General features: G+C 52.8%; 15 protein-coding genes. 14 read left to right on the forward strand and 1 reads right to left on the reverse strand.

The window, feature by feature from the left end:
• Positions 1-121 precede the first annotated feature (121 nt).
• The 7 genes from HMPREF0372_RS00045 (at position 122) to HMPREF0372_RS00075 (ending at position 6,249) form a co-directional block, all read left to right on the forward strand.
• The gene (locus HMPREF0372_RS00045) at positions 122-391 is read left to right on the forward strand and encodes a hypothetical protein (protein ID WP_039996342.1); all 270 of its coding nucleotides are present in this window, start codon (positions 122-124) and stop codon (positions 389-391) included.
• A gap of 1 nt (position 392) precedes the next feature.
• Positions 393-1,328: a HipA domain-containing protein gene (locus HMPREF0372_RS00050; RefSeq protein WP_007487792.1), complete on the forward strand. Its 936-nt coding sequence runs from the start codon at positions 393-395 to the stop codon at positions 1,326-1,328.
• A gap of 395 nt (positions 1,329-1,723) precedes the next feature.
• Complete coding sequence (locus HMPREF0372_RS00055) at positions 1,724-2,032, forward strand: plasmid mobilization protein (protein WP_007487798.1); 309 nt, start codon at positions 1,724-1,726, stop codon at positions 2,030-2,032.
• Entirely contained in the window at positions 2,032-3,438 is a 1,407-nt protein-coding gene (locus HMPREF0372_RS00060; RefSeq protein WP_007487800.1) for a relaxase/mobilization nuclease domain-containing protein, read from the forward strand. Before HMPREF0372_RS00055 ends, HMPREF0372_RS00060 begins: the two co-directional genes overlap by 1 nt.
• Positions 3,419-4,162, forward strand: coding sequence for a DUF3801 domain-containing protein (locus HMPREF0372_RS00065; RefSeq protein WP_007487801.1), 744 nt, complete (start codon positions 3,419-3,421; stop codon positions 4,160-4,162). The genes HMPREF0372_RS00060 and HMPREF0372_RS00065 overlap by 20 nt, the downstream gene beginning before the upstream one ends.
• 186 nt (positions 4,163-4,348) lie before the next feature.
• Positions 4,349-5,776 (forward strand): VirD4-like conjugal transfer protein, CD1115 family, encoded by a 1,428-nt coding sequence (locus HMPREF0372_RS00070; RefSeq protein ID WP_155116933.1) that lies wholly within the window; start codon positions 4,349-4,351, stop codon positions 5,774-5,776.
• Positions 5,777-5,865: 89 nt separating this feature from the next.
• Positions 5,866-6,249, forward strand: a complete 384-nt coding sequence (locus tag HMPREF0372_RS00075) for a TnpV protein (RefSeq protein ID WP_009261160.1) — start codon at positions 5,866-5,868, stop codon at positions 6,247-6,249.
• A 50-nt stretch (positions 6,250-6,299) separates the two neighbouring features.
• Here HMPREF0372_RS00075 and HMPREF0372_RS00080 read toward each other — a convergent pair whose 3' ends face one another.
• Positions 6,300-7,148, reverse strand: coding sequence for a helix-turn-helix domain-containing protein (locus tag HMPREF0372_RS00080; protein ID WP_007487806.1), 849 nt, complete (start codon positions 7,146-7,148; stop codon positions 6,300-6,302).
• 341 nt (positions 7,149-7,489) lie between these two features.
• Between HMPREF0372_RS00080 and HMPREF0372_RS00085 the strand changes: the two genes are divergently transcribed.
• The 7 genes from HMPREF0372_RS00085 (at position 7,490) to HMPREF0372_RS00105 (ending at position 13,920) form a co-directional block, all read left to right on the forward strand.
• Positions 7,490-7,783 (forward strand): hypothetical protein, encoded by a 294-nt coding sequence (locus HMPREF0372_RS00085; protein WP_002594258.1) that lies wholly within the window; start codon positions 7,490-7,492, stop codon positions 7,781-7,783.
• On the forward strand, positions 7,767-8,072 hold the full coding sequence (locus tag HMPREF0372_RS00090) for a hypothetical protein (protein ID WP_004612788.1): 306 nt from the start codon (positions 7,767-7,769) through the stop codon (positions 8,070-8,072). Before HMPREF0372_RS00085 ends, HMPREF0372_RS00090 begins: the two co-directional genes overlap by 17 nt.
• 425 nt (positions 8,073-8,497) lie before the next feature.
• Positions 8,498-9,742, forward strand: coding sequence for a hypothetical protein (locus tag HMPREF0372_RS00095; RefSeq protein WP_009261159.1), 1,245 nt, complete (start codon positions 8,498-8,500; stop codon positions 9,740-9,742).
• A gap of 15 nt (positions 9,743-9,757) precedes the next feature.
• Entirely contained in the window at positions 9,758-10,444 is a 687-nt protein-coding gene (locus tag HMPREF0372_RS18895) for a CHC2 zinc finger domain-containing protein (RefSeq protein ID WP_080567973.1), read from the forward strand.
• Positions 10,404-11,762, forward strand: a complete 1,359-nt coding sequence (locus HMPREF0372_RS00100) for a virulence-associated E family protein (protein WP_007487820.1) — start codon at positions 10,404-10,406, stop codon at positions 11,760-11,762. The genes HMPREF0372_RS18895 and HMPREF0372_RS00100 overlap by 41 nt, the downstream gene beginning before the upstream one ends.
• A 266-nt stretch (positions 11,763-12,028) precedes the next feature.
• Positions 12,029-12,196 carry a hypothetical protein gene (locus tag HMPREF0372_RS19910; protein WP_002594253.1) on the forward strand — a complete coding sequence of 56 codons (168 nt, stop codon included), beginning with the start codon at positions 12,029-12,031 and terminating at the stop codon, positions 12,194-12,196.
• 71 nt (positions 12,197-12,267) lie between these two features.
• Positions 12,268-13,920: a recombinase family protein gene (locus tag HMPREF0372_RS00105; protein WP_007487821.1), complete on the forward strand. Its 1,653-nt coding sequence runs from the start codon at positions 12,268-12,270 to the stop codon at positions 13,918-13,920.
• Positions 13,921-14,212 lie beyond the last annotated feature (292 nt).

A 14,212-nucleotide genomic window follows, 5' to 3' on the forward strand; every position in this document is an offset into this window, starting at 1 on the left:
TTCAGATGTCCAATATGTATTGTAGTCCTACACAACCGTACAAGGCCGACTTTAAAACCCTGTTTACATTCTATAAACTATCGGGTATCATGAAAGGAGAACCGCACGAGGAGGCAGGACAATGGAACAGCGATATAATAAGGAAACCGGACTTCCCGTAGATCGCGCCTATCTGGAATGCGGCCTTCCGCCTTATTTGCAGAGGTCTCTGGATACGATGAAGCGGGCCTGGGAGGCGGAGGACAACGGAGCCAACGACCTCCACTTCGACGCGTATTATTGTGAGCTCCAGGCCGATATCAACTCCGCGGAAGTGGAGGGAGAAATCAGCTCTGAGCAGGCATGGTACCTGCGGGAAACCTATTTGCGCATTCAGCGCGGAGTAATCTGATATGATAGACTTTACGAATCTTCCAAGACGGAACAAGACCTATGGCGGCGCCAATGGCAGCAAGCGCTCTGTCATATATCAAGATGAGCAGTATATGCTGAAGTTTCCGCCGCATCCGTCCAGGAACAGGGACATGAGCTATGCCAATAGCTGTCTGTCCGAGTATTTGGGCTGCCACATCTTTGCCCTGGCGGGCATTCCAGTACAGGAAACTCTGCTGGGGACCTATACCTATCAGGGAAAAGAAAAGATTGTAGTGGCATGTAAGGACTTTACATCTCCGGGTGTTGTCCTGCAGGACTTTGCCTCAATGAAAAACCAGGTGATTGATTCGGAGCGGAACGGATACGGGACAGAGCTGGACGATATTCTGTTCTCCATCCATGAGCAGCCGGCCATAGATCCCAAGGAGCTGGAAGAACGGTTTTGGGATATGTTCATTGTAGACGCCCTGATCGGCAATTGGGATCGACACAATGGAAACTGGGGCGTCCTCTATGATACTGTGCGTGATATGGTAGCCTTGGCTCCGGTATTCGACTGCGGCAGCTGCCTGTATCCGCAGTTGGACGAGGGGAAAATGCAGGCCGTACTCAATGATCCACGGGAAATGGACTTCCGGGTATATGAGATCCCCCTGTCTGGAATCAAGCAGCAGGACAAAAAAATCCGGTATTTTGATTTTCTGTCCTCTCTGGAATACGAGGGCTGCAACGCGGCGTTGAAGCGAATCGGACCAAGGTTGGATATGGAGCAAATCTGCCGTTTGATTGATGAGACGCCCTGCCTTTCAGGACTCCAGAGGAGGTTCTACAAAGAGATTCTGGCGCTCCGAAAGGAACGGATCATCGACTACTCGCTGCAGAGGCTTCAAGAGCGTGAGCGAAGTATGCTTCCAGGCCATACAAAGAAACCGTCCAGAGATACTGAGCGTTAACATGGCTGGAGCTGGGTGTTACCTGTAGCACCCGAATCGCTACAATTTATCGTAAGATTTGGGCCCAGGGTGTGCAACAGCGCACCCTGGGCCTTTTGTCTGCGTCAGGAAATAGGGCAGGAACGGACGGGAAACAGCCAAGCTGCGACCGGATGGGAAGCACGCCTCCCGCCTTTTTTGTGGAAAAGCGGTCCGTCCCTCGGAATTTCAATCAATCATACCGCTGAAGGAGCAGCCCCGCCCTGGCGGGGCTGGGAGCCTCGCCGCCTCTGGCGGTGAGGCCGCGCAAGCATAGCGCAAAGATATCTTTTGCGCGCTTGCAGGGGTTGAACCCCTGTCCCCCATGCCGCCTTCGGGCGGAAAATCAGCGGCCACAGGCCGGAGAAGGAGTGACGATGCCAAAGAGCTACGAGATATGCCTGAGATTGTCCGCAGAAGAAAAGGAACGGCTGGAGCACAGTGCCCGCACCTGCGGTCTCTCCAAGACAGCCTATCTCCGCCGCCTTATTTTGGGGAAGGAGGTCAAGGCGCTCCCCTCACAGGAGATCAAGGCCCTGCGCACCGAGGTGCATAAAATCGGCGTCAACATCAACCAGATTGCCCGCAGCGTCAACGCCGGAATTGCCAAGGCGGAGGACGCCAGGCGGGGGCTGTACCTGCTGGAACAGGTCTATGAGCTCATGTATGAGGTAGCAAAAAAGTAATGGCCATCGCCAAGATCCTGGCCCGGAAGGGCCGCCTGGAGGTGGGCATCCGCTATGTGCTCAACGGGGATAAGACCCAGGAGCAGATCCTCACAGCCCGTCTCAACTGTGACCCTGGCCATGAGTGCCGGCAGATGCTGGAGACCAAGCGGGCCGTGGGCAAGGAGGGCGGCGTACAGTATTACCACCTCATTCAGTCCTTTCAGCCCGGAGAGGTCACCCCGGAGTTGGCGCTGGAGATCGCGCGGGAGTTTGCGGAGGAGCACCTGCCCGGCTACCAGACGGTCATCGGCGTCCATGTAGACAAAGAGCACATCCACGCCCACATCCTCTTTAACTCGGTCAACGCAGATACCGGCGAAAAGTACCACAGCAATGCCCAGAGCTACTACCGACAGATCCGGGCCATATCGGATCGCCTGTGCCGGGAGCGCGGCCTGTCCGTTCTCCTCCAGGGGGAGCCCACCCAGGCGGTCAGCTACATTGAGTGGCTGCGCCGGTCCAGGGGCCAGCCCACCTTCCGCTCCATGCTGGAGGAGGATCTGCGCACCGCCATAGCGGACGCCAACGACCTGGGCCACTTCTTCCTGCTCATGGAGCACATGGGCTACGAAATCAGCCACGGGAACCGCCTGGGCTTTCGCCTGCGGGGACAGGAGCGCTTCGTGATCCCCAGCAGGAAAAATCCACTGTTCACCGAGGACGGCATCCGGGCCGCCATCCAGGGGAACCTGTCTGCCATCGAAGTGGGACGGCGGCCTGCCGTCCAGCTCCGGCCGCAGTACCGCCCCTACCAGAAGTACCCCAGGTACACCGGCTTTTTGGCCCTGTATGTCCACTATCTCTATCTACTGGGGAAGATCGGCAAGCGGCAGTACCCACCCCGCATGACGCCCCAGCTCCGGCAGGAGGTCATGCGCTTTGAGCAGTACCGGGAACAGTTTGCCTTCCTCCGGGACAACGGCATCACGACCCGGACGGACATGGCGGCCTTCACCGCCCGCACAGAGGAGACGCTGGCCAACCTGATGAAGCAGCGCACCGTCCTCAATGTGCGGAGGAAGCGGCGCCGGACGCTTTACACCGCTTTGGCGGATGCGGAGGCCCTGGCCCCTGTCAAAGAGCTCTATGAGGCCGGACTGTCCGGCATGGAGACGGAGTTTGCCCAGTACATGGACGCTGTGGCCGCCCTGGAGCAGTGCGGCGTCCCCAGAGAAGGGCTGATTCAGGAAAAGGCGGAGCTCTATGAGCGACTGGCAGAGCTCAACCGGCAGATCCGGGCGGAGCGGAGGAAGCTGGCCCTGTGCCGGAAGATCCAAAACAGCCTGCCCCGGATGGAGCAGGAAATCGACAAAGCAGAAGCGCGTGAAAGCGAGGTGAGAACCAATGAACATAGGAGGCGGTGAGGCGGCCGACCAAATGGTGCGTATGCTGCTGTCCGGGACGGAGGTGGTCATTCGGCTGTCCGGCTCGGCCCTGAAGAACCTGCTGGCCCTCACCCTGGCCCTTGCCCGGAACCATAAGAAGCTCTCCGGGAAAGTCAACCTGGGGAAGATGCTACGGGAGACACGGGATCTCCGGCAGTTCTCCATGACTCCGGAGCAGTACAAGGAATTTCAGCACAGGGCGAGAAAGCAGAAGCTGTTGTTCGCCACCGTCCGGGATCGGGATGGCCGGGGGAAGCTGATCGACGTGATCCTGCCGGTGACTGAACTGGATCGGGCCAACCAGATCTTCCAGCGTATGCTGTACCAGGAACCGGACCGGCAGCCGGAAGCACCCACCCCAGAGAGGGAGCGGACGAAGGAGCGTACCAGCCCCGAAAAGGGCCCGCAGGAGCGCCAGAGGCACCCCAAGACCCCCACGGCACGGCAGGACCCGCCGCAGACGCCCACACAGGGCCGCCAGAGCGGCCAGACGGCCCCACATCAGGCAGATCCGCCAAAAAAAGAGTCTCGGTCGGGACGCGGCTCGCGCGATACAAGAACCAGCTCCTCTACCCCCCAAGGCCAAGGAACTATGACTGAACGCCCCTCAGTGGAGGGACGGCTCAGGGCTTACCGGGCGCAGTTGGAGCGGAGCTCCGTCCCGGCCAAAGAGAAAACAAAATCCAGGCCCAAGACGAGATAATGGCGCGTTTAAAACAGGCATTCCACTCCTCTGGGGTGTGCCGGTCTATGACCGGCGCACCCCAGATTTTTTGCGTTTTCCCGGAGGTGAACGCCACTGAAACAGCCATCCCAAGCAAACAGGCGTCTTGTCTGCCTGCTCTTTTACATCCCCGTGGTATGGGCGGCGCTGCTCATCGCCCAATCGATGGAAACCAGCCAGGGCCCGGCTGGCGGACTGCCGGCCCTGATCGCCAACCTGACCGCGGCACTCCAGAATCCCCTGGAGGTGCGGTGGACGGACAAGAGTCTCCTCTCCATTCTGGCCTGTACCGGCGCCTACATCATGGCCCTCGCGTTGTTGAGCGCGGAGCAGGGCCGGATGCGGGAGGGCGCGGAACACGGCTCTGCCGCCTGGGCCTCGCCCCGGCAGGTCAACGCCATGTTCGCCCAGAAGGAGAACAAGCTCCTCACCCGCAACGTCCGCCTGGGGCTGGACACCCACAAGCACCGCCGCTCCCTCAATGTCCTGGTCATCGGCGGCAGCGGCGCGGCCAAGACCCGAAGCTATGTCAAGCCCAACATCCTGGAGGCCAATACCAACTATGTGGTCACTGACCCGAAGCAGGAGGTGCTCACCGCCACTGGTGGCTGGCTGAAGCAGAACGGACATGAGATCCGGGTGCTCAATCTGGTCAACCTGGAGCAGAGCGACGGCTACAACCCCTTCCGCTATCTGCGGGACGAGAAGGACGCCCTCAAGCTGGTGAACAATCTCATCCAGGCTACCACCCCGAAGGGCAGCCATGAGAGTGATCCCTTCTGGACCAAGGCCGAGACAGCGCTCCTCCAGGCCATCATCCTCATGCTGTTCCAGGAGGCCCCGGAGTATGAACAGAACTTCTCCATGGTGATGCGGGTACTGGAGTACGCCGAGGTAAAGGAGGAGGACGAGGAGTACGTCTCGCCCCTGGACCTGCTCTTCCAGGCCATAGAGCAGGTCCGGCCGGACAGCGTGGCGGTGCGGCAATACAAGGTCTTTAAGATGGCCGCGGGCAAGACCTCCAAGTCCATCCTCGTGTCCACCGCCGTCCGGCTGGCTCCCTTCAATCTGCCCCAGATCAAGGCCATCACCGACCACGACGACATGGACCTCTACACCCTGGGCGAAAAGAAAGTGGCGCTGTACGCCGTCATCCCGGACAATGACACGACATTCAATTTCCTGGTGTCCCTGCTCTACGCCCAGGCGTTCCAGGCCCTCTACTACAGCGCCGACCAGATCCACCACGGGGCCTTGCCCCGCCATGTCCACTTCGTGCTGGACGAGTTCGCCGCGATGCCCCTGCCCGGCTTCACCCGCGAGCTGGCCACCATGCGCTCCCGCAACATCTCTGCCAGTACCATCATCCAGAACATGGCCCAGATCAAGGAGCTGTACAAGGATAGCTGGGAGACCATCCCCGGCAACTCGGACACCATCCTCTACCTGGGCGGCAACGAGGCCAGCACCCACAAGTACATCTCCGAGGCGCTGGGCAAGGCCGCCATTGATACCAGGACCCACGGCCAGACGAAAGGCCGCTCCGGTTCCTACTCCACCAACTTCCAGATGAGCGGCCGGGATATGCCATAATTCATGGTGACGAGTTCAGTTGCCTTGAATAACAGATGAACAGGGACACGATCAACTGGATTCGGATAAAACGAAAACAGGAGGTCGCTATGGAGAAATTGAAAAAGCATATCCATGATGACAGTAACGGTCTGGACTATGTTCTGGTCGGAGACTACTATATTCCAGACTTACAGCTGCCGGAGGAAAGCCGCCCAATCGGACGGTGGGGACGGATGCACAGGGAATATCTGCAAGAGTATTGTCCCGACCGGTACAATGAATTGCTTCTGTCTGGAAAGCTGTGGACATATCTTGCCAATCTGGATGAGCAGGCACAGAACCGTCTGGATTGTACCATTGCCCAGATAAAAGAAACAGAGGGAGTCACGGAGGAATTGAAAGCAAAAGACCAGCTTGCATGGGTCGGTCACATGAACAGCATACGCCACCGGGCAGAGGAAGTCATTCGGTCTGAGATGATTTTCGTCTGAGAAGGTGGAAAAACTGAGGCCATTCACTTTTATAGTGGACGGCCTTTTTGCTACCTGCGCTTTTTCTTTTTTGGCATATAATACGGCTGTGGCTTGGCTTTGCCCCGCATATTGTTTGGGTTTTTAAGCAGTTTGGACAGGCTCAGTATCCGCAGAAAAGCAGAAAAATCCTCGGATGAAATTTTTTCAAAAGGAATCTGCATTTTATCACAGAACTCATGGATCATAGCTTCTGTGTCGGTTCCCATCTGTATGGCCTGTTCAAAATTCTCTTTGACCTCATCCAGCGTTGGCTGTGGGTCAGCTGTGGTCTTGTCTTTCAAATGAGCTTCCCGTATATCCCGGACAATGCTGTCCAGATCATCATGAAGGATATGGCTGTAAAAATCGTTCTCCTGTACCTGACCCAATTTCAGCGTCCGCATATACAGATCATTTTCTCCAGGTGCGTGTTCTTTCAGAATGGTCTGCCGGGTAGCTTCCAGAATCAGATTCATCTGGTTCACCCGCATATCAGCGATCCGGTCAATAAAGATTTCCATATCAACCATCAGCCGCAAAAAATTCGGATGGGTCGCCAGTTCACAAAGCAGGCGGTTGTTGATCTTTCCGCTGCTCAAAAGTTCCACCATAGCGTCACTCAGATGCAGAGCCTGAAGCTCCGTGTTTGGGTGATTTTTATTTTCTGACACGCCCATCAGATAATCAGTGGACACTCCGTAAAACTTTGCCAGTGTCGCAATCGCAAATGGGCTGATGTCTTTGTAGTCATCGCTCTCATATTTCCCCAGTGCCGACTTAGACAGACCGGTCTGTTCTGCCAGCTGTTCCAGCGTCAGGTGCTTATCCACCACTCGCAGGTCTTTGAGCCGTTCCGGTATTGACAGTTTTGTGTACATCAAAGCACCTCCTTGCCAACGGTTTTTGTTTTTCATTATAGCACATTTCCGAGAGCGTGGAAATATGCGGTTTTCATGTGTTTTTCCTGCGTCTTGGACATACGGGAGCAGCCCTCTTTTTTCGGTAAACTGGTTCTTGTCAGGAGACATAGAACCTTGAAAAATGAATGACCGACTGCAAGGGGAATGACCTCCGGGGAAGTGACGCCACGATAAGAGCGCACCAAAGAGGACAATACGCTGGGAGAGAATCCGGGCAGGAATATTTTGCAGACAGACCGGCAGACAGAAAAATAAACGATGCGGAACATACCGCATCAAATGAATGGAGGTAGATCATTATGAAACTGAATATGAAGGAAAAGAAAATTCTTTACGCTTACGCCTGCCCCAGCCATCACAACACAGTGACAAGGCTGAAATGGCTGACAGCATTGACTGTTGACCCGGAGGCGAAAAGCCAGATGCTTCATCTTGCTCGTAAAATTGAGACAGAGACAGAGGAAAGGTGGTACGAAGCCTTTTACCATCATCTGCGTATGGAGATGGACGAATACCGCCGGATTAGACGCAGTCTGCGTGCGCTGAAAGCAAACACCGATTATGAGGAGGAACTGTATGAGGAAGCTGTCTAAATATGAAAAAGAAACCATCATCAACTGGAATGAGGGCGAGACGATTGCCAGTATCTACACCTTCAATGCCAGTTTGAAACGCAGACTGGAGGATTTCAGCCGGAAGTATCCTCTGCTGTGCCGCTTGGAACGCAGTACGCCGGAAGGTAGCGTGACCTATGTACTGGACAAGTCCCGACTTTCGATCCGGCTGGTGCCGCCGTACAGCGAAGAACGGCTGGCAGCTGCAAGGGAGTACGCAAAAGAGCATGGCTTTCAGGTTATCCAGACAGAAGAAAAAATCGCTTAAAATGAGGGCGATTTACGAAAAAATATCGGGTCTGCACCCGCTGTTTTGATTGGCAATTTCCGCAGGCGTATTCTGTATCCACTTCTCGCCTATGGGCGTAAATGTACGGATACGGAGCCGGTGAAACTGGTAAAAACCGCTTTTGCGGTGAAGGCCAGCTTCGCCGGTGCGGGAGTACAGAGGGCAGCCAGCCCTTTGTGCCGGGGTGCAGGGGCGGCAGCGCACTGCTGGGGTCAAGGGGCAACGCCCATTGGCGGGTTGAGGGCAGCCAGCCTCATCGGGTCAAGGGTGAAACGCCTTGCCCAGGGAAAGTTGATGCCTGCGTCAACTTGTACTGGGTATTACCTGACGCAAAACTTCGCAGGTCTGGCGGCTTAGCCGCCCTCCCCAGCCCAGAACATCTTTGCAGGAAGGAGGAAAAATGTTTGAAATTAACAAGACACAATGGACGATCTGGGAAGCATGGCACTTACAATCCCCGGCACAATGACCGTCGGTTCGATGTAGAAAATAGCGAACACATTGACGCTGAGCGTGCCAGACAAAATGTGTACTGGGACTGTTACCGGGGCTTTACCACCCACGACTTTCGGGAAAACCCAGAGCAGCCGGATTTCAGCTTTGAGGAAATTGAACGGATGTATTACTACGAGCATTATGCCGACCATGTCAATGCTCAGAACGCCCGGAACGAGAAAACCCGGCACATTGAGCGCAATCGCACTGTGGATGATCTTTTGAAAAATAACAAGACCTGTCCAGAAGAAAGCATCTACCAGATCGGCACTATGGAAGAATCCGTTCCGCCGGAGACTTTAGCGCTCATTGTCAGTGAATTTTATGAGGAATTTGAAAACCGTTTCGGTTCTCATATCCACATTTTAGACTGGGCGCTCCATCTGGATGAAGGGACTCCGCACATCCATGAGCGCCATGTATTTGACTGTGAAAATCGGTATGGAGAGCTGTGCCCCCAGCAGGAAAAGGCGTTGGAGGAACTGGGTATCCCTCTCCCTAAACCGGAACAGCCAAAAGGAAAGCACAATAACCGGAAACAGACTTTTGATGCAGTCTGTCGGACAATCTTATTTGACATTGCCAAACGGCATGGGCTGCATCTGGAACAGGAGCCGTCTTATGGTGGGCGTGACTATTTGGAAAAGCAGGATTATATCCTGATGAAGCAGAAGGAGCAGCTGGCGACACAGGAGCAAAAGCTGGAGGAACTGACGCTAAAAATTGAGGATGTAGAAACCTTACTGGAAGATGTTTCCGGTGCAGCCTATGACAAGGCGGTGGAGGTTGTGACCGACAAGGTTCGGGAACAAACCCAGCTTGAAGATATGGAAGTAATTGAGAAATATCGAAAGAGCGTGGTATCGCCCAATGCCAAAAATTCGCCAGAAGTTGTGAAGATAGCGAACACTCTGCTGAGTAGGGTGCGAGAAAAATTACAGCAGTCTGCTGAAAAAGTTCTCAAAAAGGTACAGTCGGTGCTGTTAAAACCGGAGGTCAAACAGGCTGGCAAAGAGCAGATCAAAAATAAAGCCAGAAAATCCATTAAGGAGAAGCTGGCACAAGGCAAACTGGACGCTGATCGGGAGAACCGGGAGCGCTGGGAGCGTGAAGGACGGATTGCTTCAACAAGAAAACAGGATATGGAATTGTGAGGCATCTGATTTTCTATGGAAACCGGATGCCTTTTGCATTGTTTGGAGGTGGAAGAAACGAATGTATTTGAAGCAGTAAAACAGTCTGTTACCACAAGGCAGGCTGCTTTGGTTTATGGAATTTCAGTAGGACGCAACGGGATGGCTTGTTGCCCGTTTCACGATGACAGGCATCCCAGCATGAAGGTGGACAGACGGTTCCATTGTTTTGCCTGTCAGGCAGATGGAGATGTGATTGATTTCACTTCCCGTCTTTTTGGACTAAGCAGTAAAGAAGCTGCCTTAAAGCTGGCAGAGGACTTCTCAATCAGCTTTGACCGCAAAGGCCACGATCCGCCACAAAAGAGAGTAATCAAAAGAAAAATCAGCGAGGAAATGCGATACCGGCAGGCAGAGCAGAAATGCTTTCGGGTGCTGTGCGACTACCTGCGTTTGCTGGAACGATGGAAAGAAGAATATGCGCCCAAACAACCGGAGGATGACTGGAATACTTTGTTTGTGGAGGCTCTGCACAGGCAGCCATATATCGAATATCTGTTGGATCTTCTTCTGTCTGACAGCATAGAAGAACGAGCTTTTGTAGTTGCTGAGTATGGAAAAGAGGTGAGGAAAATTGAACAGCGAATATCAGAGTTTATCTCCAGCTACCCAGCAGGCTGTGATGAGCGCAGCCGAAGCCATAGCGCCGGAACAGAGCGTTGATGAGGTGCGGCAGAGCCTTTCTGTTACCGACAAGGGAAAAACAGCCAACACCATCGACAACTGCCGGATTGTGTTCTGCTGCGATCCACTCCTGCGGGATGCCATCCGGCTTAATCTCCTGACAGACCGGGTAGACATTGTACAGGACTTGGGCTGGCGCAGGAATACCAGCGCTCTGACGGATACTGATGTGAAATATCTTCTCCTCTATTTTGAGAGAAACTATGAGCTGACCAGTGAGAAAAAGATCACGGCTGCCCTTTCTATCGTAGCAAACGAAAACTGTTACCATCCGATTCAGGATGTGCTGAACAGCCTTGTCTGGGACGGTACACCACGCATCCGATCCTGTCTGCACCATTTTCTTGGTGCTGATGAAAGTGACTATGTGGAAGAAATGCTGAAACATTTCCTGCTGGGTGCTATACGCCGGGTATTCCGTCCCGGTTCCAAATATGAGGAAATGCTTTGTTTGGTGGGCGGTCAGGGTGCCGGGAAGTCCACCTTCTTCCGACTGCTGGCGATCCGGGACGAATGGTTCTCTGATGACCTGAAGAAGTTGGATGACGACCGGGTATTCCAAAAGCTACAAGGTCACTGGATCATTGAGATGTCAGAGATGCTTGCCACCAGCAGCGCAAAGAGCATTGAAGAAATCCGTTCCTTTATCAGCCGACAGAAGGAAACCTACCGGACACCTTATGAATCTCAGCCTAAAGACCGGCTTCGGCAGTGTGTGTTCGGTGGTTCCTCGAATACGCTGGACTTTCTGCCGCTGGATCGAGCCGGGAACCGGCGCTTTCTCCCAATCATGATTTACCCGGAGAATGCAGAGGTTCACATTTTGGAGGATGAGGATGCTTCCAGAGCGTATCTTTTGCAGATGTGGGCAGAAGCTATGAGTATTTACCGCAGCGGCAAATATTCTATGAAATTCAGCAAGTCCATCCAGCGTCAACTGGTGGAGGTGCAGAAAGACTTCATGCCGGAGGACACCGAAGCCGGACAGATACAGGGATTTCTGGAACACTACACCGGAAACATGGTCTGCTCAAAACAGCTGTTCAAGGAGGCGCTGGGACATACCTTTGATGAGCCGAAGCGGTGGCAGTTCCACAATATCAATGAGATCATGAACACGGTCGTGACCGGTTGGAAGCCTTTTTCCAATCCCCGGATGTTTGCCGGATATGGCAGACAAAAGGGCTGGGAACGGGACACTTCCGGCAACGAACTACCCAGCAACGAAGGTGGATTTGTAGAACTGAGTGAAGAAGAATGCCGTCAGCTGGAACTTCCGCAGGAGTGGATCGCCTGACAAGGACGGTCTGTTGCCGGGATGGTTGTCGGTTGGTTGCCGGGTTCGTTGCTGATAAATTTGTGGTTTTGATATAGAAAAAGCCCGCAAGTAAAGGCTTTTTATGATCTATCTATGTTTTCGGCAACGAAAGCAACGAGATTTTATAAGAAAATTTGAAAAGTAAGAAATCAGGGTCAGACGATAGTTTACAGGTTTTTTGATGTTCGTTGCCGGACTTCGTTGCCGCAGCCACCGTCTGATCCCCTATTCTATGGAGGTAGCCTATGGAGAAAAACAAGAAGCAGAATAAAAAAGTCCAGTTTGTAGTGGTTCGTGAGTTTTCTGGGGACAAAACCATGCGAGAAGCCTTTGAGCAGCTGATCGAGCGTCAGACCTGCGAACACTTCGAGGAATGGTTGGAGCATCGGGAAATGGCACAGAAAGCGGCGTAAAGCAGTTGAATCAGGGACAGGGACATGGTATTATAATGGTATCGTGTCCCTGTTCATAGAAGGAGAACACTATGAGCAGGAAAAAACAAGTTAATCAGAAAATCACAGCCCTTTATTGCCGTATCTCTCTGGAGGATGGCGGCGATAATGAGAGCATGAGCATCAGCAACCAGAAACTTATGCTCCGGGACTTTGCCGAAAAAAACGGAATGTTCCAGTATGAGTATTATGTGGATGACGGTTATACAGGCCGCAACTTCAACCGCCCTTCTTTTCAGCGCATGATTGCCGATATTGAGGCGGGAAAGATCGGCTGCGTCATCACCAAAGACCTGTCCAGACTGGGAAGGAATTATATCGAAGCTGGCAGTTATATCGAAATCTTTTTCCCAAAACACAATGTACGCTATATTGCCATTACAGACGGAGTGGACAGCCTGACCCGTCAGGAAATGGACATTACGCCGTTTAAGAATATCCTGAACGATATGTACAGCCGGGATATTTCCAAAAAGGTGCTGGCAGGGCGTATGACCCGTTCCCGGCAGGGGAAGTTTTGTGGTGGGCAGCCGCCCCTCGGTTTGATGCGTGACCCGGAGGATAAGGGACATTTGATCCGTGACCCTGAGACAGCACCGGTAATCCGAAAAATCTATGATATGGCACTGGATGGCTGGGGATGTATGCGGATTGCAAAGCAGCTCATGGATGATAAAGTCCCGATCACCAGAGTAAAAAGCAACACAGAATGTGATGTAAATTACTATTCATGGGGAAGTGCAAGAATCAGCCATATCCTGCGGAATCCCTTTTATAAGGGCGCACATCTGGTCTGCCGGACACATCAGAAAGGGATTCGTTCCAACACCTATGACATTATCCCTCGTGAGGACTGGGAAATTATCGAGGATTGCCATGAAGCAATCATCTCCCCGGAAGAATGGGAGCAGGTGCAGGAAATCATTAACCGCAGACCAACCATTATGAAGGGCAACTCCTGCCCCTTTTATAACCTGTTCCACGGTATCATTTATTGTGCGACTTGCGGAAAGTCCATGCAGGTGCGGTATGAAAAGGTTGGCAGAACCGGAAAGAACCGTTTTACCGGCGAACAGCGGGAACCGATTGATAAGGCGTATTATATCTGCCAGACCTACAACAGGCTGGGCAAGAACGCCTGTACCAGCCACAAGATCGAAGCCAGAGATTTATACAACCTTGTGCTGAAAGATATTCAGGAACTGGCAAAGACTGCGCTCAAAGATGCCGATGCTTTTTATCAGCGGCTGAGTAGCCGGATGGAGCGCCGGTATCTTCTGGATGCCTCCCAGACACAGAAGGAATGTCAACGACTGGAAAGCAGGAATCGTGAAATTGATGAGATGTTCCTGAGCCTATATACCGATAAGGCAAAAGGAATCCTGACTGAGCAGCGTTTTATGAAGCTGACAGCAACACTGGAACAAGAGCAGGAAGCCAACCAGAAGCGCCTGCAAGACCTACTGTTGATGATGCGCCACTCTGACGAACAGGAAAATGAAGTCCGCACCTTCATCAAAGAAATCCGGCGCTATGCAGCCATTGAAGAACTGGATGAAGCGGTGCTGAACCGGCTCATCAGCAAAATTTTGGTGGGTGAAGTCAAGAAGATTGACGGACAGAAGGTGCAGGAAGTCAGAATCGTTTATAACTTTGTCGGAGAAATCCCGGAGATTACAGCATAATCATTTCGCCTCATCTCTCAATCAGCGAGGGATGAGGCTTTTCTTTTTGTAAAATTGCAATAGATATATTCACAATTTGTTTGTCAGTAAATTATCAGTAGTATAGTAGAAAATGATATCTCAGAGTCTCATACAAATTATAATGTTTCTGGATAAGTTGGTAGCTTCTTCTTCCCAGTCAGCTGATCGAATATCTATCTTGTAGCTTTATTAATACGATTTTACGAAAACCCAAAAGACCCACCTGAAATTAAGATAATCGGTAGTGTCAAGGAATTTTCGCAAAATGGTT

This window comes from Flavonifractor plautii ATCC 29863 (assembly GCF_000239295.1).
Classification (GTDB): domain Bacteria; phylum Bacillota; class Clostridia; order Oscillospirales; family Oscillospiraceae; genus Flavonifractor; species Flavonifractor plautii.

Coding starts and splice junctions, on each gene's coding strand:
- HMPREF0372_RS00045 (WP_039996342.1), top strand. CDS start 122: ATGGAACAGCGATATAATAAGGAAACCGGACTTCCCGTAGATCGCGCC.
- HMPREF0372_RS00050 (WP_007487792.1), top strand. CDS start 393: ATGATAGACTTTACGAATCTTCCAAGACGGAACAAGACCTATGGCGGC.
- HMPREF0372_RS00055 (WP_007487798.1), top strand. CDS start 1,724: ATGCCAAAGAGCTACGAGATATGCCTGAGATTGTCCGCAGAAGAAAAG.
- HMPREF0372_RS00060 (WP_007487800.1), top strand. CDS start 2,032: ATGGCCATCGCCAAGATCCTGGCCCGGAAGGGCCGCCTGGAGGTGGGC.
- HMPREF0372_RS00065 (WP_007487801.1), top strand. CDS start 3,419: ATGAACATAGGAGGCGGTGAGGCGGCCGACCAAATGGTGCGTATGCTG.
- HMPREF0372_RS00070 (WP_155116933.1), top strand. CDS start 4,349: ATGGAAACCAGCCAGGGCCCGGCTGGCGGACTGCCGGCCCTGATCGCC.
- HMPREF0372_RS00075 (WP_009261160.1), top strand. CDS start 5,866: ATGGAGAAATTGAAAAAGCATATCCATGATGACAGTAACGGTCTGGAC.
- HMPREF0372_RS00080 (WP_007487806.1), bottom strand. CDS start 7,148: ATGTACACAAAACTGTCAATACCGGAACGGCTCAAAGACCTGCGAGTG.
- HMPREF0372_RS00085 (WP_002594258.1), top strand. CDS start 7,490: ATGAAACTGAATATGAAGGAAAAGAAAATTCTTTACGCTTACGCCTGC.
- HMPREF0372_RS00090 (WP_004612788.1), top strand. CDS start 7,767: ATGAGGAAGCTGTCTAAATATGAAAAAGAAACCATCATCAACTGGAAT.
- HMPREF0372_RS18895 (WP_080567973.1), top strand. CDS start 9,758: ATGGAAACCGGATGCCTTTTGCATTGTTTGGAGGTGGAAGAAACGAAT.
- HMPREF0372_RS00100 (WP_007487820.1), top strand. CDS start 10,404: ATGAGCGCAGCCGAAGCCATAGCGCCGGAACAGAGCGTTGATGAGGTG.
- HMPREF0372_RS19910 (WP_002594253.1), top strand. CDS start 12,029: ATGGAGAAAAACAAGAAGCAGAATAAAAAAGTCCAGTTTGTAGTGGTT.
- HMPREF0372_RS00105 (WP_007487821.1), top strand. CDS start 12,268: ATGAGCAGGAAAAAACAAGTTAATCAGAAAATCACAGCCCTTTATTGC.